The 18694-nt window shown below is 61.8% G+C and carries 19 protein-coding genes; 6 read left to right on the top strand and 13 right to left on the bottom strand.

The window, feature by feature from the left end; translation table 11 throughout:
- Nucleotides 1-24: 24 nt before the first annotated feature.
- The 10 genes from ADN00_RS10780 to ADN00_RS10735 form a co-directional block, all read right to left on the bottom strand.
- Nucleotides 25-927, bottom strand: a complete 903-nt coding sequence (locus tag ADN00_RS10780; RefSeq protein ID WP_075062982.1) for a PH domain-containing protein — start codon at nucleotides 925-927, stop codon at nucleotides 25-27.
- Between the two features lie 9 nt (nucleotides 928-936).
- Nucleotides 937-2121: a DegT/DnrJ/EryC1/StrS family aminotransferase gene (locus ADN00_RS10775; RefSeq protein ID WP_075062981.1), complete on the bottom strand. Its 1185-nt coding sequence runs from the start codon at nucleotides 2119-2121 to the stop codon at nucleotides 937-939.
- A 44-nt stretch (nucleotides 2122-2165) separates the two neighbouring features.
- Nucleotides 2166-2618: a bactofilin family protein gene (locus ADN00_RS10770; protein WP_075062980.1), complete on the bottom strand. Its 453-nt coding sequence runs from the start codon at nucleotides 2616-2618 to the stop codon at nucleotides 2166-2168.
- A gap of 85 nt (nucleotides 2619-2703) precedes the next feature.
- Complete coding sequence (locus ADN00_RS10765) at nucleotides 2704-3312, bottom strand: DNA-3-methyladenine glycosylase (RefSeq protein ID WP_075062979.1); 609 nt, start codon at nucleotides 3310-3312, stop codon at nucleotides 2704-2706.
- Between the two features lie 31 nt (nucleotides 3313-3343).
- Nucleotides 3344-4276 (bottom strand): NAD-dependent epimerase/dehydratase family protein, encoded by a 933-nt coding sequence (locus ADN00_RS10760; protein WP_075062978.1) that lies wholly within the window; start codon nucleotides 4274-4276, stop codon nucleotides 3344-3346.
- Between the two features lie 68 nt (nucleotides 4277-4344).
- Nucleotides 4345-5148, bottom strand: a complete 804-nt coding sequence (locus ADN00_RS10755; protein WP_075063046.1) for a PhzF family phenazine biosynthesis protein — start codon at nucleotides 5146-5148, stop codon at nucleotides 4345-4347.
- A 552-nt stretch (nucleotides 5149-5700) separates the two neighbouring features.
- Nucleotides 5701-6903, bottom strand: coding sequence for an ABC transporter permease (locus ADN00_RS10750; protein WP_075062977.1), 1203 nt, complete (start codon nucleotides 6901-6903; stop codon nucleotides 5701-5703).
- A 13-nt stretch (nucleotides 6904-6916) separates the two neighbouring features.
- A complete protein-coding gene (locus ADN00_RS10745) occupies nucleotides 6917-8185 on the bottom strand; it encodes an ABC transporter permease (RefSeq protein WP_075062976.1) in 1269 nt (422 codons plus the stop codon).
- A gap of 10 nt (nucleotides 8186-8195) precedes the next feature.
- Nucleotides 8196-9149 (bottom strand): ABC transporter ATP-binding protein, encoded by a 954-nt coding sequence (locus ADN00_RS10740; RefSeq protein ID WP_075062975.1) that lies wholly within the window; start codon nucleotides 9147-9149, stop codon nucleotides 8196-8198.
- A 1-nt stretch (nucleotide 9150) separates the two neighbouring features.
- Nucleotides 9151-9333, bottom strand: coding sequence for a hypothetical protein (locus ADN00_RS10735; RefSeq protein ID WP_075062974.1), 183 nt, complete (start codon nucleotides 9331-9333; stop codon nucleotides 9151-9153).
- A 723-nt stretch (nucleotides 9334-10056) separates the two neighbouring features.
- Here ADN00_RS10735 and ADN00_RS10730 point away from each other — a divergent pair.
- On the top strand, nucleotides 10057-11295 hold the full coding sequence (locus ADN00_RS10730) for a sensor histidine kinase (RefSeq protein WP_075062973.1): 1239 nt from the start codon (nucleotides 10057-10059) through the stop codon (nucleotides 11293-11295).
- The gene (locus ADN00_RS10725) at nucleotides 11292-11954 is read left to right on the top strand and encodes a response regulator (protein WP_075062972.1); all 663 of its coding nucleotides are present in this window, start codon (nucleotides 11292-11294) and stop codon (nucleotides 11952-11954) included. Before ADN00_RS10730 ends, ADN00_RS10725 begins: the two co-directional genes overlap by 4 nt.
- Here the strand turns inward: ADN00_RS10725 and ADN00_RS10720 are convergent.
- Nucleotides 11951-13084: a Rossmann-fold NAD(P)-binding domain-containing protein gene (locus tag ADN00_RS10720; RefSeq protein ID WP_075062971.1), complete on the bottom strand. Its 1134-nt coding sequence runs from the start codon at nucleotides 13082-13084 to the stop codon at nucleotides 11951-11953. The two genes, ADN00_RS10725 and ADN00_RS10720, sit on opposite strands and share 4 nt — an antisense overlap.
- Before the next feature lie 186 nt (nucleotides 13085-13270).
- On the opposite strand from ADN00_RS10720, the gene ADN00_RS10715 reads away from it, so the two are divergent.
- The 4 genes from ADN00_RS10715 to ADN00_RS10700 all read left to right on the top strand — a co-directional run bounded on the left by ADN00_RS10715 (nucleotide 13271) and on the right by ADN00_RS10700 (nucleotide 16792).
- On the top strand, nucleotides 13271-13750 hold the full coding sequence (locus ADN00_RS10715; protein WP_075062970.1) for a CBS domain-containing protein: 480 nt from the start codon (nucleotides 13271-13273) through the stop codon (nucleotides 13748-13750).
- 4 nt (nucleotides 13751-13754) lie between these two features.
- Nucleotides 13755-15047 (top strand): ArsB/NhaD family transporter, encoded by a 1293-nt coding sequence (locus tag ADN00_RS10710; protein WP_075062969.1) that lies wholly within the window; start codon nucleotides 13755-13757, stop codon nucleotides 15045-15047.
- 127 nt (nucleotides 15048-15174) lie between these two features.
- Nucleotides 15175-16179, top strand: a complete 1005-nt coding sequence (add, locus tag ADN00_RS10705) for an adenosine deaminase (RefSeq protein WP_075062968.1) — start codon at nucleotides 15175-15177, stop codon at nucleotides 16177-16179.
- A gap of 175 nt (nucleotides 16180-16354) precedes the next feature.
- Entirely contained in the window at nucleotides 16355-16792 is a 438-nt protein-coding gene (locus ADN00_RS10700; RefSeq protein ID WP_075062967.1) for an OsmC family protein, read from the top strand.
- 49 nt (nucleotides 16793-16841) lie between these two features.
- Here ADN00_RS10700 and ADN00_RS10695 read toward each other — a convergent pair whose 3' ends face one another.
- On the bottom strand, nucleotides 16842-17234 hold the full coding sequence (locus ADN00_RS10695; protein ID WP_082390061.1) for an SAM-dependent methyltransferase: 393 nt from the start codon (nucleotides 17232-17234) through the stop codon (nucleotides 16842-16844).
- Between the two features lie 66 nt (nucleotides 17235-17300).
- Complete coding sequence (locus ADN00_RS10690; RefSeq protein ID WP_075062966.1) at nucleotides 17301-18659, bottom strand: alpha-amylase family glycosyl hydrolase; 1359 nt, start codon at nucleotides 18657-18659, stop codon at nucleotides 17301-17303.
- Nucleotides 18660-18694 lie beyond the last annotated feature (35 nt).

The raw sequence follows: 18694 nt of genomic DNA, 5'->3' as shown, positions 1-18694 counted from the left end.
TCAATCGTAATTAAGGGGAACAGCTCAGCGGATGAGAAAGAAGGTGGCGATGATGAGCAGCAGGGCGGTGAGGCCGGAAGCCGACCAGATGAAGTAACCGGCCAGGCGTTGATCTTCATGGCGGTAAAAATACAGCCCCAGGGCCACGTCGGCGGCGGTAACCAGGCCGGCCAGCACGGGCAGCAGCAGCAGGCGTTCTGATGGGCCGGGTTCCACGGGCGCGCCGTTGGGCAAAAAGCCCAGCGAGATCTGCGCGCGCGAAGGGATCAGCAGGGTAACGAGGATGAAGAGCGCCAGGGTGAGGCCTACACCGGCCAGCAGCATGCCGCGCGCCAGATGGTCGCTCCACACTTCTTGCAGAAAGGCGGCCGGGCGCGAGGAGACAGCCGCCACACGGCTGAGGCTGCCCATTTCGGCGGAGCGCAAAAAGGTGTTGATAAAGTCGCGGGGCTGGGTGGGCGAGATGACGTATATGCGCTCGGGGGTGGCCACCAGCAGCATGCCGTCTGTCTCAGCGGCCATAAATTCCACCAGGCCCAGGCCTTCCACTGAGCGGGCGCCCAGGTAAGCCCCCGGCCAGCCCAGCCGGGGCAGGGGTAAATGAAAGCCCAGCTCATCGGCCGGGCGAATCCATTCCACGTCGTAAATAGGGATGACCTGCGAGCGCAGTCCCCAGCGCAGGGTGAGGCTTTCGCGGTCGAGGGTGTAGCCTGATTGCAGCAGGGCGTAGATGCGGTAAGCCACAAGCGGCAGGGGCGCCAACAAGGCCAGAGCCAGCAGGAGCAGCAGTAAAAAGCTGGAGCCTACCTGCTGCTGGGCCGAGAGCCAGATGAACGCTGCGCTTCCGCCCAGCAGCAAAACGGCAGCCGGGATGTTGATCAGAAGGCCGGTGCGCCGGGCGGGGTGGAAAACAGTGGCTTGGGGCATGGCGGCAGGTTAGAGCAGCTCGCGCAGGCCCTGGCAAACGTAGGCGACCTGCTCTTCGTCCATTTTGCCAGAGAAGGGCAAAGCCAGCCCGCGGCGGCCCAGGTCTTCGGTGATGGGGAAGTCGCCCTCGCGGTAGCCAAAACGCTCAACCATGTACGGCTGCAGGTGAATGGGCAGGAAGTACGGCCGCACGGGGATGCCACGCTGCGCCAGGCGGGCAGCCAGGGCTTCGCGGTCGACGCCGCGCGCCACACGGATCACATACACAAACCAGCTAACCCGTGTGGTTTCGGGGGCCAGGTAGGGAATCTCGATACCAGGCAGACCGGCAAGGTGCTGGTTGTACAGGTCGGCCACGCGCTGGCGCGAGACGAGCAGTTCTTCAATGCGCGCCATCTGAGCCGTGCCCAGGGCGGCGCTCATTTCGTCCATGCGGTAGTTATAACCCAGATAGGTGTGCGAGAGCCAGGTGTCGCCGGGGGCGCGCCCCTGGTTGCGCAAGGCGGTCATCAGCTCGGCGGCGGCGCTGTCGTTGGTAACGATCATGCCGCCTTCGCCGGTGGTGATTTGCTTGTTGGGGTAAAAAGCGAAAACGCCGTAATCGCCCAGCATGCCGGCCATGCGGTTTTTGTACTGCGCGCCCAACGCCTCGCACGAATCTTCGATCAGCTTGAGGTTATGCTGGCGGGCGATGGGGCTGAGAAGGTCGTAATCGGCGGGCTGGCCGAACACGTCCACCGCCAGCAGGGCTTTCAGCGCGCCGCTCTGCTCCGCGCCGCGGCGCGGCAGCCAGCGTTGGGCGGCAGCGCCGCCTTCGGCCAGGTCCGCGGCGGCCTGGGCAGTCAGAACCGGGTCGAGATTGCCGGTGCGCTCGTCCACGTCCACAAAGACGGGCACGGCGTTCTCGAAGAGCAGCACGTTGGTGGAAGAGACAAAGGAGAACGGGCTGGTGATCACGCGGTCGCCCATACCAACCCCGGCGGCGCGCACGCACAGGTGCAGGCCAGAGGTGCCGGAATTGACGCCGATGGCGTGCTGGCAGCCGGTGTAGCGGCGGAAGCTCTCTTCAAAGGCCTGAATTCTTGGCCCGATGCTGAGCATGGGGGTGTTGATCACTTCCCACACCGCCTGGCGCTCGGCGTCGGTCAGGTCGGGGGCGGACATGGTAATTTTGGGGGAGTTGTTATGGGTCATAGGGTTGGTTTTCAAGGGGTGAAAAAAAAAGGAAGCCGCGCCGATTACGCGGCGGGCTGACTGGCGGAAGGGCCGGATTCTTCGTCGGGGGTGAGTTTGGGGGCGGCTTCTTCGGTAAAGTCGAAGCTGACGGTTTCTTCCATGGTAACCTGCCCGCGCAGGAAGGCGCCCTCTTCGGTAGCGAAGGCCACGGTGGTTACGTCGCCCCACACCCGGCCGGTGCTGCGAATTTCCAGCTTTTCGGCCAGAATGCTGCCGCGCACGGCCCCGGCGACGATGACGGTGTTGGCTTGCAGCTTTTCGCAGGTAACGCGCCCGGTTTCGCCGACTACAATCAGCCCGCGAATGCCGATCTCGCCTTCAAACGCGCCTTCAATGCGCACGCCGCCGCTGCCGCGCAGGTTGCCTTTCCAGTTAATGCCTGGCCCCAGCACCGAGGTAACGCGCTCGATGGGCTGGGTGACGGCGGGTTGTTGGGTGGTGCTGCGTTTGAACATTTATTCCTCCTGCGAAAAGCGCATGGTGTATGTTCGTTATACCAGAGAGGGACCGATTTTGCAAAGGAATTGGAAAAGGGGTGCTTCAGGCGGCTGGCCAGAAGTTAGGTGGGGGCGTGGCCACAAAGCGCCAGGGGATGCTGCGCCAGGGTTCGGGCGTGCTCTGAATGCCGATGCGCGGGCTGGTTTGCACCCATTCGTCGGGCAGGGGCAGGCCGTGCTCAATCCACAGCTCACCGCCCGCCGAGAGCAGGCTGGCGCCGTTTTGCTGGCCGTCAATCTGCAGGGCGCGGCACAATTTAGCAGGACCGTCGCACCAGCGCGCGCGGGCCACACCGGGTCGGCGCGCGGCGATTTGCTCCAGCCCCTCCTGCGGCCAGATGGCACGCAGCAGCACGGCAGCGGCCAGGCCCTCCGCGCCGGTAACGCAGTTGAGCAGCCAGTGCATGCCGTAGGTGAAGTACACATAGGCGCGCCCCGGCTGCCCGTACATGACAGCGGTGCGCGGGGTGCGCCCGGCGCGCGCGTGGCAGGCCAGGTCTTCTTCGCCGTAATAGGCTTCGCATTCGATGATATAGCCGGAAACACGCTGGCCGTTCAGGCGGCGCACCAGGCGGCGGCCGAGCAGGTCGCGTGCCACGGTAACGGCGTGGCGGTCATAAAAAGATTGGTCGAGCAAGTCGGTGGAAGACATAAGGGTGAAGAAAAGCCGGATTTGGGGCGGCTTAGCCAGACTGGCTGAGGCGCGCGTCTTTTTCGAGGGTGAGCTGCAGGCCGGCTGTGAGGCTGAGACGCGGCTCAAAGCCCAGTTTTTCGCGTGCCAGGCTTAAATCGGCGCATAAACGCCCCGGCCCGCCCGCGTTGCGGGGGTTAATCACGATCTCGGGCTGCTTGCCGGTTACCTCGCACACCAGGTTGGCCAGGTCTAAAACGCTGGTCTCTACCCCGCTGCCGACGTTGATGATGTCGTGATGAATATCGGGGGCGGTGGAGGCGGCTACCATGGCGCGCACTACGTCGTCAATGTAAGCGTAGTCGCGGGTTTGCTTGCCGTCGCCGTGGATGACCAGGGTGCCATTCATTAACGCCTGGCGTAAAAAGTTGGGGATGACAGGGGTGTAAACCGGCGGCATCTGCTGGCCGGGACCGTAGGCGTTAAAAACGCGCAGGCAGACGGTTTCCATACCCCACAGCTCGCCGATGGTGCGCACATAGTATTCGGCGGCCAGCTTGGAGACGGCGTAGGGCGAATGCGGGCGGGGGGCGAACTTCTCGCGCACGGGCTGCACGCTCTGGTTGCCGTAGATGGCGCCGGAGGAGATAAAGACCACGCGGCGCACACCCACATCGCGCATGGCTTCCATCAGGGTGACGGTTCCGCCCACGTTGACCTGGTTGTACTCGCGCGGGTAAAGCACCGATTCCTGCACCAGCACGCGCGCCGCCAGGTGATAAACGCAGTCCACGTCTTGCAGCAGGGTCCACAGCTTGGGTCGGTCATTGATATCGCCGCGGGTGAAGCGCACTTCGGGCAGCAGGGCGGTGGGGTCGCCGGTGGAAAGGTCATCCAGACCGCGCACGGCGTGGCCGTCTTGCACCAGTTGGTTGGACAACGCGGAGCCCAGAAAACCGGCTGCGCCAGTGATGAGATATTGCATACGCTCCTCTTGTCGTGAAGGCAGTCGAATCGGATTATAGCATAATCCCGCGCCAGTCCCGGGGAAGGTTAGAAGTGCAGGCTGCCGCTGAGCACGGTAACCGCTTCACCGCTGATGAACACGCGCTCACCATCCAGGCGCACGCGCAGCTCACCGCCGCGCGCTGAGGCCTGGTAAGCAGAAAAGACAGTTTTGCCCATGCGCTCAGACCAGTATGGGGCCAGGTAGCAGTGCGCCGAGCCGGTTACCGGGTCTTCGTTCACGCCCCAGCGCGGGGCGAAGAAGCGCGAGACAAAATCATAGCGGGTGGATTGGGTGGCCTCGCTGGTGAGAATGACGCCGTGAATGGGGTAGGCCTTGAGCTGGTCGAAATTGGGCTGGGCGGCACGCACCGGCGCTTCGCTGTCCAGCTCGATGAGGAAGTTCTCGCCCTGCGCGTGCCAGGCGGCGGCGCGCGGCGCGGGGATGCCCAGGGCGGCGGCCAGGCCGTCGGGCAGTTCGGCGGGCTGCATGGGGCGGGCGGGAAAGTCCAGCTCGACGCGGTTGGCCACCTTGCGCGCGGTGAGCAGCCCGCTGCGCGTGTAGAAGCGCGCCGGTTCTTCGGGGGGCAGCTTACCCGTCTCCCACAAGATGTGGGCGCTGGCCAGGGTGGCGTGACCGCACAAGTCCACTTCGAGAGCGGGGGTGAACCAACGCAGGCGGTAGCCGTCGCCTTCGGGCAGAAGGAAAGCGGTTTCAGAGAGGTTCATCTCGCGGGCAGTGTTAAGCATCCACTCGTCGGAGCGTTGAGAGGTGAGCAGGCAGACCGCGGCGGGGTTTCCGCTGAAGGGCTGGCTGGTGAAAGCATCCACTTGATAGATTGGGGTTTTCATCATGGCCGTTTTAACCATCAGGTATTCAGATTGATGGTTCTATTTTAACCGATCTTGGCGGTTGGATTCGACCCTGTCGAAATCGAAATCCCCAAGCCCTCCCCAAAATGATGGAAAGCGGGTCTCTCTTGTAGGGCGGGTAAAGGGCGGGCGAGCTGCTTTGCGTCAAAACCATTTTGTTCCCGCCCGAAACCCGCCGGTAGTGGATAGGCGCAGGTGCAGCGCCGCACCCTACGGAAGAACCAGACCGCCATTCTTATGTAGGGGCGCAGTTCAGTTCAAGGCCTTGCGCCCCTATTTTGGGTGTTGCGCCCGTGATTTTCGGGCGGATGGCCATCCGCCCCTACCGAAGAACGGACCGTTCTTGTAGGGCGGGTAGAGGGAGGATCGGCTGCCTTTGAGGTAAAACCATCTTGAACCCGCCCGAAACCCGCCGGTAAACCCAAACACGATGGATGGTGGGTTCCGGGGCGGCAAACTTGTCGAATTACCAACATTCTCATGCCCCTGCACCACCCTGCGGGTGGCCTCCCACCCTACCTGAAACGTTTTCTAAGAGCGGCGCAAGCGCAGCAAGGCCAGGCCGAAGAAACCGCCAGCGTAGGCCAACATCACCGCGGCAGGGACGAGCACGCTGGAGAAGCCCAATCCGCGGACGATAAGATTCTGGAAGGCGGTCATGGCCTGAGCGCTGGGCAGCAGGCCGCCGATGCGGGCAAACAGCCCGCCGGTGGCTTCGAGGTGGAACCAGGCCCCACCCAGCGCGGAAAGCAGGAACATGGCCGCCATGGCGTAGAGGATCACCTGCTCTTCACCGCGCGCCAGCACGCCGATGAGCATGCCCAGGGCGGCGGCCCACAGCGCCACGCAGACCATCACCAGCAGCAGGGCGGCTGGTTGGGCGAGATACTTCACCCCGAAGGCGAACTGGCCGAACAGCACCAGAATGGCTTGCTGCAAGAACACCACCACGAACATGGCCAGCAGGTGCCCGGCAATGATCTGCGCGCCCGACGCGCTGGTGGTTTGCAGGCGCTGCAGTGCGCCGCTCTGGCGCTCCAGCACCAGCACATTGGCCGAGGTGATCAGCCCAAACACGGCGAACTGCACCAGCATGCCCGGCGAGGTCTGGGTATAGGGGTTGGACTGGCTTTCCTGCGCGGCAGGCGGGGCAACTCGCTCGACCTTGAGCGCGGGAGTTTGCCAGGCAGTTTCGGCGGCGTGCACCAGACCGTCCGAGTCGAATTGGCCGGCCGGCAGCCCGGCGCTTTGCGCGGCGTCCAGGGTCAGGCGGGCGATCTCGGCTGAGCTGAGGGCGCGGATGAAGGCGGCCTGCACGGCCTGCGAGGCGTTCTGTCCATCGGCGCTGCTGGTATCCGCCACCAGGCGCGCCTGCGGCCGCCCGCCGTTCAGCGCGGCGGCGCTGAAGCCCTGCGGAATGATCAGGGCGGCGGCGAATTGGTTACGCCCGACCTGTTCTTGCAGATCGCTTTCGCTCAGCGCCGCGTCAACAGGCTCCACGCGCACCACGGTCGAGCGCTGCAGGTCTGCCACCAACTCGCCGGCTGCCACACCGTCCGCGTCCAGGTTGAGCACGGCCAGCGCCAGGCGCGGGTCTTGCGGCTGGTTGCCCTGTCCGTAGGCAAAGCCCATAAAGACGGTAAAGATGATGGGCATGGCGACCAGAAACAGCAGGGATTTTTTATCGCGCAGAATTTGCGCCAGGTCTTTGAGTGCCAGATAAAGAATACGCATGATAAACCTCGACTTACGCGAAACGCTTGCGAAAGATGAACGAACCGGCGGCGTAACAGGCCGCGCCGATCAGCGCCAGCACCAGCGCGGGGAATAAAACATCAGCAAAACTTGCGCCCTGCAGGGTGAGCTTCCAGGCACGCAGCGCCCAGCCCTGCGGCACCAGCAGATTCAATTGGGTGAAAAGGCCGGGCATAGGCACGGCGGTGGTCATCAGGCCGCCCAGCATGCCTGTGGCGCTGATTACCCCACCGATCACCGGGCCGGCCTGGCGCATGGAACGCACGCCAGAGAGCAGCAGCAGGCCAAAGCCGGTGGCCGCCAGCGCGGTAGCCAGCACCGCCAGCAGCACACTGGCCGGGCTGCCCCACTTCACCCCAAACAGCAGGCTTGAGGCGGCCATCAGCACCGCGCATTGGGCCAGGATGGTCAGCAGGCCGGAAAGCAGCTTGCCCGCCAGAATGGCGTCGCGGCCGCCGGGGGTGGTAAAGAGGCGCGCCAGGGTGCCTTCTTCCTGCTCTTTGAGCAGCAGTTCCGCGGAAGACGCGCCGGTGAAGAAGGTGAAGAAGATCAACATGCCGGCCATCGTCTGGGCGATGACCTGCTGGAAGGTATTGGCGGCATTGTCTTTTTCCACGCCCAGCGGGGAAACGATTTGTAACTGCGGCTCGGCGCTGTGATTGAGATTCTGCTGCAAGGCTTTGAACCAATCGGTGTAGGCCAGCAAGGCGGTCTGGGTGATGCTGCCATCGACCTGCGCCCCGGCGCTGGCAAGCTGGTCTGTAATGACCGTCAGGCCTACCTGCGCGCCGGAAATGCCGTCGGTGAAGATGTGCAGCAGGTTTTCCAATACTGCCGGGCCAATGGTGAGGGTGGGGTCTTGCAGAATGGTAATTTGGGCGGGCTGCCCGGCGGCGATGCTGTCTGAAAAATTGGCCGGGATCAGCACCAGCGCGCCGGCCTGGCCTTCATCCAGCGCCTGGCGGGCGGCGGTTTCGTCTGCGGCGGCTTCGGCTTGCAGCCAGGCGGGCATTTTTTCATCTTGCAGGAAGGGCAGCACCATCGCGCCGATGTCCATCTGTCCCTCGGCGGGTTGGTCGGCGTTGAGCACCAGCACGCGCAGGGCGGTCATGTCGCCGCTGCCAGAAGCGGCCAGGCCGCCAAACGCCAGGGCGATCAGCCCGGTGATGAGCAGCGGAGCGGCGACCATCATCCCCAGGGCGAAGAAGCTGCGGGTGGAGCGCAGAAAATCTTTATAAGCGATTGCCAGGATCTGAGCCATGGGTAACTCCTTAAGACTCGCTATCGCGCAGGGCGCGGCCGGTGAGGTGTAGAAAAACGCTTTCCAGGTTGGCTTCCTGAATATCCACGGCCTGCACGCGCGCGCCCAGCGAAGCGGCGGATTCAAACACGCGCGGCAGCACGCGGTTGCTGTCGGTCACCATCAGGCGCACCACCTGATGATTGGGGATCACCTGCGCCACGCCCTCAATGTTCCGCCAGGCTTCGGCCAGAGCGGCCGGGTCGGCGGTGACGGTCAGGTCTACGCGGGTGTGCTCACCCACCAGACGCAGCAGCTCGCTGTGCGTGCCGCTGGCGATCATCTGCCCGTGATCCATAATGGCGATGTGGTCCGAAAGTTCTTGTGCTTCTTCCATGTAGTGAGTGGTGTACAGCACCGTCATACCCTGGCGGTTGAGTTCTTTGACGTTGTCGAGGATGTGGCGGCGGCTCTGCGGATCAATGCCCACGGTAGGCTCGTCCATGATCACCACCTGCGGGCGGTGCAGCAAGGCCACGCCGATGTTGACACGGCGCTTCATACCGCCGGAGAAGGAGCCAATGCGCCCGTTCTGGCGTTCGCGCAGGCCGATCATCTCCAGGGTTTCATCCACGCGCTGGCGCAGCAGATTGCCGCCCAGGCCGTACATGCGCCCCCAGAAGAGCAGGTTTTCACGCGCGCTCAGGTCGGGGTAGAGGGCGATGTCTTGCGGCACCACGCCCAGGGCGGCTTTGGCGGCTTTGGGGTCGCGGCTCAGGTCAAAGCCGCACACACTCACCCGCCCGGCGCTGGGTTGCAGCAGGCCGCAGATCATCGAGATGCTGGTGCTTTTGCCCGCACCGTTGGGACCTAAAAGGCTGAAGATTTCACCCCTGGCCACACGCAGGTCCAACCCGCTTACGGCTTCCAGGCTGCCAAAGCTCTTTTTTAATCCCGTTGTTTCAATTGCGAATGAGGTGTCCATCTTATTCCTCCGACTGCATCATCGCCAGCGCCAGGCAGAACAGGCCAATCGCCAGCAGCGGCACCTGCGATTCAATGTCCATCACCTTTAAGGCGTTGAGTACGATCACCGCTACCGGCATGGCCAACCCCACGGCTTTGAGCACCAGGGTAACAATTTTTTTAATCGATTCGTCTTTATTCATGGCATTTTTCTCCCGCGCAAGTTATTTTTTGATCTATGTTGAGTATAGGCGGCGGGGGGCGGGCGCGCATCGGGCGGAGGGGCAGGCGCGTATTGTACCTTTGGACATTGTACGGGTGGTGTGTAGATGGTCGTCCGCCCTCCACACCACCCTACCAAAGAACCCAATCCGCGGTAAGGTGGGAGCAGGGCGGGTCAGTCTGTTCAATGGTAAACCGGCGTGCCCACCCGCCCGAATCCCACCAACCAAAGCCAATGGTGGGTTGCGGGCGGCGTCAAAATGATTTTGGCGCAAAGTGAATGGGCCGCCCTCCACGCCACCCTACCAAAGAACCCAATCCGCGGTAAGGTGGGAGCAGGGCGGGTCAGTCTGTTCAATGGTAAACCGGCGTGCCCACCCGCCCGAATCCCACCAACCAAAGCCAATGGTGGGTTGCGGGCGGCGTCAAAATGATTTTGGCGCAAAGTGAATGGGCCGCCCTCCACGCCACCCTACCAAAGAACCCAATCCACGGTAGGGTAGAAGCAGGGCGGGAAAACCCATACAAAGGTAAACTTGCGTAACCACCCGACCGAATCCCACCAACCAAAGCCAATGGTGGGTTGCGGGCGGCGACAAAAAAGGTTTGACGCAAAGTAAATTGTCCGCCCTTCACGCCACCCTACGGAAGAATAGGGCATTGTATAATCAAGGATGAGACCCCTGACCGCGTGAGAAAACAATATGCCCAAACAGAACTGGTTGCGAACCCTATTGAGCCTGGATGACCCCGAAGTGCGCACCGTGCGGCCTTTCTTCTGGCTGCTGACGGTGGTGCTGCTGGGTTTATTTGGAATGACCCTGGCGCAAAACCCGCAGATGCTGCGCCGCCCCGGCCTGTTTGCGGTATTCAGCCTGCTGTTCGCGCTGCATTTGCTGCTGCATTGGCTCAGCCCGTGGGTCATTTATATTCAAAAACAGGCGTTCACCTATCTGGCGCTGCAGGGTGTGCTGGCGTTTACCCTGTCGCTTATCCCGCCCGTTCCCAGCCTGGGGCAGGGATTGTTTCTGGCGTTGGTGGGCGAGACGGTGGGTATTTTTCGCCGCAGCCGTGTGACCGTGGTGGGGTTGGTCATTTTTCTGGCCCTCTCCTCGATCAGTATCTGGGTTAAAGGCGGTTGGGACGCCGCGCGCGGCTGGTTGATTCTGGCCGGGCCGATGACCCTGTTTGTGGTGGTCTATGTGCTGCTGTATGTGCGCCAGAGCGAACTGCGCGAAGAAGCCCAGGCGCTGGCGGCTGAGCTTGCCAAAGCCAACCAGCAGTTGAAGGAGTACGCTGAGCAAATTGAGACGTTAACGCTGGCGGCCGAGCGCCAGCGCATGGCGCGCGAGCTGCACGATACCCTGGCGCAGGGACTGGTGGGGCTGACCCTGCAGCTCGAGGCCGCCGATTCGCACCTGGGCCATCAGAATCTGGAGCGGGCGCAGGCCATCATCCGCCAGGCGATGGAGCGCGCGCGCACCACCCTGGCCGAAGCCCGGCAGGTGATTGATGCCTTGCGCAGCGATCTGCCCGGCGGACCCAACCTGGAAGCGGCGCTGCGGGATGAGATCAACCGCTTCTGCGTGGCCACCGGCATTCATTGCGAGGTCTCGCTCGACCTGCCACCCAGCCTGCCGCAAGCGGCGCGCGAGCACCTGCCGCGCATTGTCGGCGAGGGACTGGCCAACATCGCCCGCCATGCCCGCGCCAAAAACGCCTGGGTGCGCCTGGAGACCACTGAAACCCGCCTGAGCCTGGAAATAGGCGACGATGGTGAGGGATTCGATACGCTGGCGGTGGAAGGAAGCAGCGGCCATTACGGCCTGGTGGGGATGCGCGAGCGGGCGCGCCTGGCGGGCGGCAGCCTGGAGGTCTTCAGCCAGCCGGGTCAGGGCACCCGCCTGGCGGCGCAATTTCCGCTGTCCGCGGAGGACGCATGAACCAGCCGATCCGGATTTTAATCGCGGACGATCACCTGATTGTGCGTGAAGGCATGCGCCTGATTCTGGAAACGGAAGCCGATTTCGAGTGTGTGGGCGAAGCGGCCGACGGAGCCCAGGCGCTGCGCATGGCCGCTGAGCTGCAGCCGGATGTGGTGCTGATGGATTTGCGCATGCCGGTGATGGACGGTCTGACTGCCATTGAGCGCCTGCACGCCGAACAGCCGCGCATTGCGGTGGTGATTCTGACCACCTACAATGAAGATGATCTGATCTCCCGCGGATTACGCGCCGGGGCGCGCGGCTACCTGCTCAAAGACACCGGGCGCGAGAAGCTCTTCGCCACCATTCGCGCCGCGGCGCGCGGCGATCTGCTGCTGGACCCCGACCTGATGGCGCGCCTGTTGGCGTATTCCGGCGCGGGGCAGCCAAAAGCCTCTTCCACCGGGGCGGAAGAGGCCGGGTTAACGGAACGCGAGCTGGAGGTGCTGGCGGCGGCCGCGCGCGGCGCGACCAGCAAAGAGATCGCCTTGCGTCTCAATATCACCGAGCGCACCGTCAAAGCCCATCTTACCAATGTCTACACCAAACTGGGTGTGGATTCACGCGCGGGGGCGGTCACGGCGGCCGTGCAGCGCGGCCTGTTGAAGCTCGATTAATTCTCCTGAGACGCTAAAAAGGCCTTCAGCGTGGCGCGGTACAGCGCGCGCTCGAAGTAGCTGCCATACGGCGAGAGGTCGGAGCAGCTTTTCTGCGCCAGCACTTCCATCAGCGGCAGAATCTGCTGGGCGTAGTGGCGCATGCAGGCCTCGGGGTGAATGCCCGGCCAGGAATAGCAGGTTACTGTGGAACGGCGCTGCGCGGTGGGAATGGAGGCGGGAATCTTGTCGCACCAGCGCGGGTCGTTAGGGTGGAAGATGTACTGGTTCAGGTCGCCCTGGGGAATGCCCTCAATCCCGCGCACCACGGGCGGGTCCTGATCCAGCTTGTAGGGATCAACCGACAGATCAACCACCACGGCGTGCTCGGGCAGCCAGGCCAGCCACTCGTTGGGCACCACGGGCTGTGAAGCGTCGCGGCGCTGCGAGGCATCTACCAGCACATCCACCTGCGAAAAGAGCTCGCGCATCTGCTCTGGTTTGGGGCTGATGTTGCGCCCCACGCTCCAGGCAATCGCGCCGGGGCCGTTGTTCTCGATATGCTCATTGTTGCGCTCAATGTTGCCCAATTTTGTCGCCGCGTCGATGGCGTGCTTGCCCACCATGCCGGTGCCCAGAATCAGGCTCTTCCAGGGATGGCCGTCGGGTTTGACCAGGCCATTGAAGCGTGTTTCCAGCACATCAAAGGCGGCTTCCAGACCGTTCCAGGCCACGGCTTTCATGTTTTCCACCAGGCGCAGGTTGTAGTCGTCCACAATGCTGTCCAGTGAGATGGCCTGAATGCCTTTTTGGCGCAAGATTTGCACGCGGTTGGCCCGCGTGGGGTAATGCAGCATGGAGATCAGGCAGGTTCCGGCCGGGATCAGGTCGAACTCTTCGGGGTTGGGAGAGCGCAGAATGAGGACGCAGGGCTGCGCGAAGGCGTCTTTGCGCGACACGCGGTGCACCATCGGGCTGCCCTGCTGGTAATCGTCGAAGGTGTAGCCGCTGCGCGAGCCGTACCCTTCTTCAATAAACATCTCAAAGCCCAAACCCACCAGTTTGTTGACAAATTCGGGCAAAAACACACGTTTTTCACCGGCTTCCGCTTTCATGCGCGGCAGACCGATTTTTTTGGATCGGGATGGCATCGGATTCTCCTTTTGAAGTGATGGACGCCCAAATCAGCGGGCGGGGAGCGCGGAATCGCGCTGTTCGGGGTGGAGCAAAGTGGGTTGCCTTATTTATAGCATTGAAGCGCCCAACCGGCAACTTGCCGCATTTGGGGATATAATCAGGGGGCTTGGTGGTAGTCCAGCAGGCTTAAGGAGGCGGCAATGAATTCGGTTTCAAAATGCATGAAACGAAAAGTGGTTTGCATCAGCCAGGACGCGCCGGTGCGCGAGGCGATTTCGCTGGTAGTGGAAAATAAGGTTGGCACTCTGCCGGTTTTGGATGAAGCTGGCAGGTTGGTGGGGGTGGTAAAACTGCGCCACCTGCTCAGCCTGGCAATGCCCAACTTCCTTAACTTTATGGAGCATTTTGAATTTGTGCACGGCTTTGGGGCGATTGACCTGCGCATGCCCTTGCCGGAAGACCTGAACCGTAAGGTACGCGAGATTATGGATGAACCGGTCTACGCGGAAGAGAATTTCAGCCTGATGCACGCGGCCGCCATTCTTAACCAGAACGGATTGAAGGACCTGCCGGTGGTTAACCTGGAGGGGAAATTGATCGGCCTGGCCTCGCATGTGGATATTGGCACGGCTTTGATGAAAAGCTGGTTGAACGCTCCGAGCAATACACTGGGTAAGTGAAACGATGACAGCCATTGTGGTTTCTTCGAGTATTTTTGTTTTTGCGCTGGCTTTGATTTTCTCTGAAAAAGTGAATCGCACGATTGTGGCCCTGGCAGGGGCGGTATTGATGGTCACCGCCGGCATGATTTTTGGCTTTTACCACGAAGAACAGGCGCTGGAAATGATCGACTTCCCGACTCTGTTCTTGTTGATGGGGATGATGATCCTGGTTGCGGTGCTGGAGCCAACCGGCTTTTTTCAGTACCTGGCGGTGGTAGTGGGCAAGCTCTCGCGCGGGCGGCCGGCGCGCCTGCTGGTGCTGCTGGGCACGGTCACCACGGTGATTTCCATGTTTCTCGACAATGTAACCACGGTGGTGCTGATCGCCCCGGTAACCATTCTGATCTGCGAGATACTGGGCCTGGAATCCACGCCGTTTCTCATCGCGCTGGCGCTGCTTTCCAACACCGGCGGCGTGGGCACACTGGTGGGTGACCCGCCCAACATTCTGATTGGCTCGGCGGCCGGGTTGACGTTCACTGATTTCCTGCTGCACGCTTTACCGATTGTGGTGGTGGTGTGGGGCGCGGCGCTGTGGCTGCTGCTGCGCATGTTCCAAAAGGATTTTGAATCCGCTCAATTATGCGATCCAAAAGTGCTGGACCAGTTGAATCCGCGCGAGGCGTTGAAAGACGCCAAAACCGCCAAACGTGCCCTGGTGGTGATCGCGCTGGCAGTGCTGGCGTTTTTAATGGAAGAAAAAATTCACGTCAGCCCTTCGTATGTGGCGCTGAGCGCGTCGGCGCTGGGTCTCACCTGGGTGCGCCCGGATATTCGCAAGACGCTGAACCGCGTGGAGTGGGACATTCTGGTGTTTTTTGCCGCTCTGTTTGTGATGGTCGGCGGGCTGGAAGCGGCCGGTGTGATGCACCTGCTGGCCAATCTGGTGGCCAGCGCGCGAGGGCTGCCGCCGGTGCTGCTGGGCGTGGCGGTTTTATGGCTGGCGGCGATCATCGCGGCGGTGGTGGACAACATTCCCATCACGATTGCCATGATCCCGGTCATTCAGCAGTTGGGCGCGGCGGGGATTGATATTGCCCCGCTGTGGTGGGCGCTGGCGCTGGGCACCGGCTTTGGCGGCAACGGCACCATCATTGGCGCTTCGGCCAATGTGGTGGTGGCGTCTCTTTCCGAGCGCACGCGCAATCCCATCACCCCGGCGCTGTGGAGCAAGCGCGGTCTGCCGGTGATGCTGCTGGCCTGCCTGGTGGCCACGCTGATGTATGTGCTGGTGTTCTATACTGTGGGGTTTTAACCCGCGTTTCATCATACAGGCAAAACCGGGTTTGCATGCCCGGTTTTTTATTTGCATCGGCTTGCTGGCTGGCGGCGGAAATGGCATAATCCTTTTATCTACCGTATTGAGGAGGTGCCCTGTGAGCATGATTGACCTTTCTTACCCGCTGGCGGATCTGCACCGCCATTTGGATGGCAGCGTGCGTCTGCAAACGATTCTGGAACTGGGCGAGCAGCATCACCTGCCGCTGCCGGCCTGGAGCGTGGAGGAACTGCGCCCGTATGTGCAGGTAACCGCGCCGCAGCCGGGCGTGATGGCTTTTCTCTCCAAGTTTGAGTGGATGGTGGGCGTGCTGGCCGATGCGGACGCCTGCCGCCGCGTGGCCTATGAAAACGTGCTGGACGCGCAGGCGGAGGGACTGGATTATGTGGAGCTGCGCTTCAGCCCGTGTTTTATGGCCGAGGCGCACAACCTGGACCCGGCCGCCGTGGTGGAAGCGGTGGCAGACGGTGTGGCAGCCGCGCGGCGCGACAGCGGCATGCACGCCAAACTGATCGGGATCATCAGCCGCACCTACGGTCCGCAAAAAGGCCGCGAGGAATTGGAGGCGCTGCTGACCCGGCGCGAACAGATCACCGCCCTGGACCTGGCCGGTGATGAGGCTAATTACCCCGCCGAGTGGTTTGAAGAGCATTTCCGCCGCGCGCGTGACGCCGGGTGGCATATCACCGTGCACGCGGGCGAATCGGCGGGACCGCACAGCATGTGGACGGCGATTGACCGCCTGGGCGCCGAGCGCCTGGGGCACGCCGTGCGCGCCGTGGAAGACCCGGCGTTGATGGACGCCCTGGCAAAGCGGGGCATTGGCATTGAAAGCAACCTGACCAGCAACGTGCAAACCAGCACCGTGCCCGATTATGCCAGTCACCCGCTGCGCCAGTTTTTAGAGCGCGGGCTGGCCGCCACCATCAACACCGACGACCCCGGCATCAGCGGGATTAATATCGCCTACGAGTACGAGGTGGCCGCGCCGGCTGCCGGCTTGAGCGCAGAGCAAATTCACCAGGCGCAGCGCAACGCGCTGGAGCAGGCCTTTTTGAGCGAAAGCGAGCGCGCGGAGCTGAAAGCCAGGGCGGCCCGGCGGGCCTGATTTTTGTGAAAAACAAACAATAATTTGGCTCTTTATCAGATTAGTAATCATTAATGTTGGATAAAAATAGATGACAGGTTAGAAATTTATGCTATACTCATTTTGCGTTTTAGACATGAGCCTGAAACGCATTTTTTTTGAACCCATATTTCTATTGACAAGGAGATCTCTGTACATGCCTATCAACAAAACTGTTACCATCTCAGCCAAAAGCGTTGAAAACTTCCTTATCGAACTCAACGCCGGCCCGCACAAACAATACATTGATCAGCCTGAGACCATGGGCGGCAAAAACGCGGCCCCCACTCCCCTGGATTACTTCTTCTTTGCTCTGGGCGGCTGTATCATCACCATCGCCAAGATTGTGGCCAAACAGCGCCAGATCGAAATTCGCGATATGTCGGTAACGGTGGAAGGCGGATGTAACACCGCCGTATTAATGGGTAAATCCAAAGAAGACCGCGCCGGTTTCCATCATGTGGTTGTCAAAGTCAACCTGGATGCCGATATGACCGATGAAGAGAAAATTGCTTTCCTGGAAGAGGTTGACAGCCGCTGCCCGATCTCGGAAAATATTGTTAACCCCACTCCTGTCAAAATCGAATTGGTATAAGGTATTTGTCAAGCAAAAAAACAGCCCCGCGCGCGGGGCTGTTATGCTTTTATAAGCTTTTGAATGCGGGTTTGATGTCTAAAATGGGCGTGCCGTTGACCGCGTCCAGGCCGGCGACCAGCAGAACATTCCCTTTGATTTCCAACAGGTCTACCACCGTGGCGCCGATGGGGTTGGGGCGGCGCGGGCTGCACAGGGTAAAAACGCCCTGCGGCGCGCGCGCGGGGTCTTTTCGCGGGTGCTGCATCAACTCGTAACCGTCTTCGATGAGATGGAAGACGAACAGCACCAGCAGGCGGTCACCCGGTTGGAAGCCGCTCAGCCCTTCGGTCAGAGCAGGATGAATGATGATGCGCGATTGCAGCGCGCGAATAACCGACGGCTCAGCCAGCTCGTTGCAGGTGTTTTCCACATGGCCGATTTCGTGAAAGGTAAATTCCAATGCCCGCCTCCAGAATGAGATGCAGCCATTATAGCAGAGGTGGCCGGGCGGCACGAATCCCGACGCTCAACTTTCCACGCGCAGCACGCGCCCCCAGGCGGCGGGCAGCGGCATTTGGGCGCGGCCGCCCCGCAGCGGGAAGCGCTCGCCGGGGTTGAGCAGATCGATCAGGCTGCCGTTGGGCTGGGCAGGAAGGTTGATTTCGATCTCCGCTGGGGTTTGGGCGGCATTCAGCGCCACCACCAGGCTCTCTTCGGGCGATGAGCGCAAAAAGGCGAACTGCTCGTGCCGCACCACTAGCTGCTGGTAATCACCGCGGCGCAGGGCGGGCGAGGAATGGCGCAAGCTGGCCAGACGCGAGATGGCCTTTGCCAGGTGTGGATGCGGCGGTGCGGCTTCGCCGGGGGCGGGCAGGGCAGGGCGCAGGGCAGCGTCGCTGCTGGGAGTTTTTTCTCCGCTCAGACCCCACTCGCTGCCGTAATAAATGGATGGCACGCCCGGCATCGTGAACAGCAACAGGTAGAGCGGGTAGAGGTGCGCCGGGTTCTTCAGCACGCTGGCGGCGCGGTTGACGTCGTGATTGTCCACAAAGTTGTAGAGCGGCAGGCCGCCATACAGACCCTGCTCGCCGAACTGGCGGTTAAGCGACCAGGCGATCTCGAAGTAGTTCTGGTCGTTGAGCGAGGAATACAGGCCTTTGTAACACTCGTAGTTGGTAACGGCGTGCAGAGTTTGCGGGTTGGCCCAGCGGGTGTAATCGCCGTGCACTACTTCGCCCATCAGCCAGAAGTCTGGGCGGCGCTGGCTGGTGAAGGCGCGCAGCGCGCGCTGGAAGCCCAGGTCCACGCAGTCGGCGGCGTCGAGGCGCAGGCCGTCAATATCGAACTGCTCGATCCAGCTTTCCACTGCCTGGAGCAGGTGATCCACCACGCGCGGATTGGTGAGGTTGAGCTTGACCAGGCTGGCGTGCCCCTGCCAGTCGTCGTAGCGCAGGCCGTCACCGTAGGGGTTGTTGCCGTTAAAGCGCAAGCCGGCGAACCAGTCGCGGTAGGGGGAGTTTTCCCGGTTGTGCAGCACGTCGCGGAAGGCCCAGAAATCGCGGCCGGTGTGGTTAAAGACGCCATCCAGAATCACGCGCATGCCGCGCGCGTGACAGTCGTTGACCAGGTTACGCAGGGTATCATCGCTGCCCAGGCGGCGGTCAACGTGAAAATAGTCGGCGGAGTCGTAGCCGTGGGTGGATGATTCAAACAGCGGGCCGAGGTACAGAGCGTTGACCCCCAGACCCTGCAGATGATCCAGCCAGCCATGCAGGGCGGCCAGGCGCGGTTGGGATGGGCTGGCAAAGTCGTTGCGCGGCGGCGCGCCGGTGAGGCCGAGGGGGTAGATGTGGTAAAAAACAGCGTCGTAACTCCAGTGGTTCATGAGTGTCTCCTTGAATGTACATACCGTTCGGTATA

This window comes from Ornatilinea apprima, from assembly GCF_001306115.1.
GTDB lineage: Bacteria > Chloroflexota > Anaerolineae > Anaerolineales > Anaerolineaceae > Ornatilinea > Ornatilinea apprima.
Note: the sequence above shows the minus strand (reverse complement) of the source record. Positions and strands in the feature narration are given on the sequence as shown.

What these genes read in the sequence shown, in the direction of transcription:
- ADN00_RS10780 (WP_075062982.1), bottom strand. Translation starts at nt 927, where the DNA reads ATGCCCCAAGCCACTGTTTTCCACCCCGCCCGGCGCACCGGCCTTCTG.
- ADN00_RS10775 (WP_075062981.1), bottom strand. Translation starts at nt 2,121, where the DNA reads ATGACCCATAACAACTCCCCCAAAATTACCATGTCCGCCCCCGACCTG.
- ADN00_RS10770 (WP_075062980.1), bottom strand. Translation starts at nt 2,618, where the DNA reads ATGTTCAAACGCAGCACCACCCAACAACCCGCCGTCACCCAGCCCATC.
- ADN00_RS10765 (WP_075062979.1), bottom strand. Translation starts at nt 3,312, where the DNA reads ATGTCTTCCACCGACTTGCTCGACCAATCTTTTTATGACCGCCACGCC.
- ADN00_RS10760 (WP_075062978.1), bottom strand. Translation starts at nt 4,276, where the DNA reads ATGCAATATCTCATCACTGGCGCAGCCGGTTTTCTGGGCTCCGCGTTG.
- ADN00_RS10755 (WP_075063046.1), bottom strand. Translation starts at nt 5,148, where the DNA reads ATGAAAACCCCAATCTATCAAGTGGATGCTTTCACCAGCCAGCCCTTC.
- ADN00_RS10750 (WP_075062977.1), bottom strand. Translation starts at nt 6,903, where the DNA reads ATGCGTATTCTTTATCTGGCACTCAAAGACCTGGCGCAAATTCTGCGC.
- ADN00_RS10745 (WP_075062976.1), bottom strand. Translation starts at nt 8,185, where the DNA reads ATGGCTCAGATCCTGGCAATCGCTTATAAAGATTTTCTGCGCTCCACC.
- ADN00_RS10740 (WP_075062975.1), bottom strand. Translation starts at nt 9,149, where the DNA reads ATGGACACCTCATTCGCAATTGAAACAACGGGATTAAAAAAGAGCTTT.
- ADN00_RS10735 (WP_075062974.1), bottom strand. Translation starts at nt 9,333, where the DNA reads ATGAATAAAGACGAATCGATTAAAAAAATTGTTACCCTGGTGCTCAAA.
- ADN00_RS10730 (WP_075062973.1), top strand. Translation starts at nt 10,057, where the DNA reads ATGCCCAAACAGAACTGGTTGCGAACCCTATTGAGCCTGGATGACCCC.
- ADN00_RS10725 (WP_075062972.1), top strand. Translation starts at nt 11,292, where the DNA reads ATGAACCAGCCGATCCGGATTTTAATCGCGGACGATCACCTGATTGTG.
- ADN00_RS10720 (WP_075062971.1), bottom strand. Translation starts at nt 13,084, where the DNA reads ATGCCATCCCGATCCAAAAAAATCGGTCTGCCGCGCATGAAAGCGGAA.
- ADN00_RS10715 (WP_075062970.1), top strand. Translation starts at nt 13,271, where the DNA reads ATGAATTCGGTTTCAAAATGCATGAAACGAAAAGTGGTTTGCATCAGC.
- ADN00_RS10710 (WP_075062969.1), top strand. Translation starts at nt 13,755, where the DNA reads ATGACAGCCATTGTGGTTTCTTCGAGTATTTTTGTTTTTGCGCTGGCT.
- add (WP_075062968.1), top strand. Translation starts at nt 15,175, where the DNA reads ATGATTGACCTTTCTTACCCGCTGGCGGATCTGCACCGCCATTTGGAT.
- ADN00_RS10700 (WP_075062967.1), top strand. Translation starts at nt 16,355, where the DNA reads ATGCCTATCAACAAAACTGTTACCATCTCAGCCAAAAGCGTTGAAAAC.
- ADN00_RS10690 (WP_075062966.1), bottom strand. Translation starts at nt 18,659, where the DNA reads ATGAACCACTGGAGTTACGACGCTGTTTTTTACCACATCTACCCCCTC.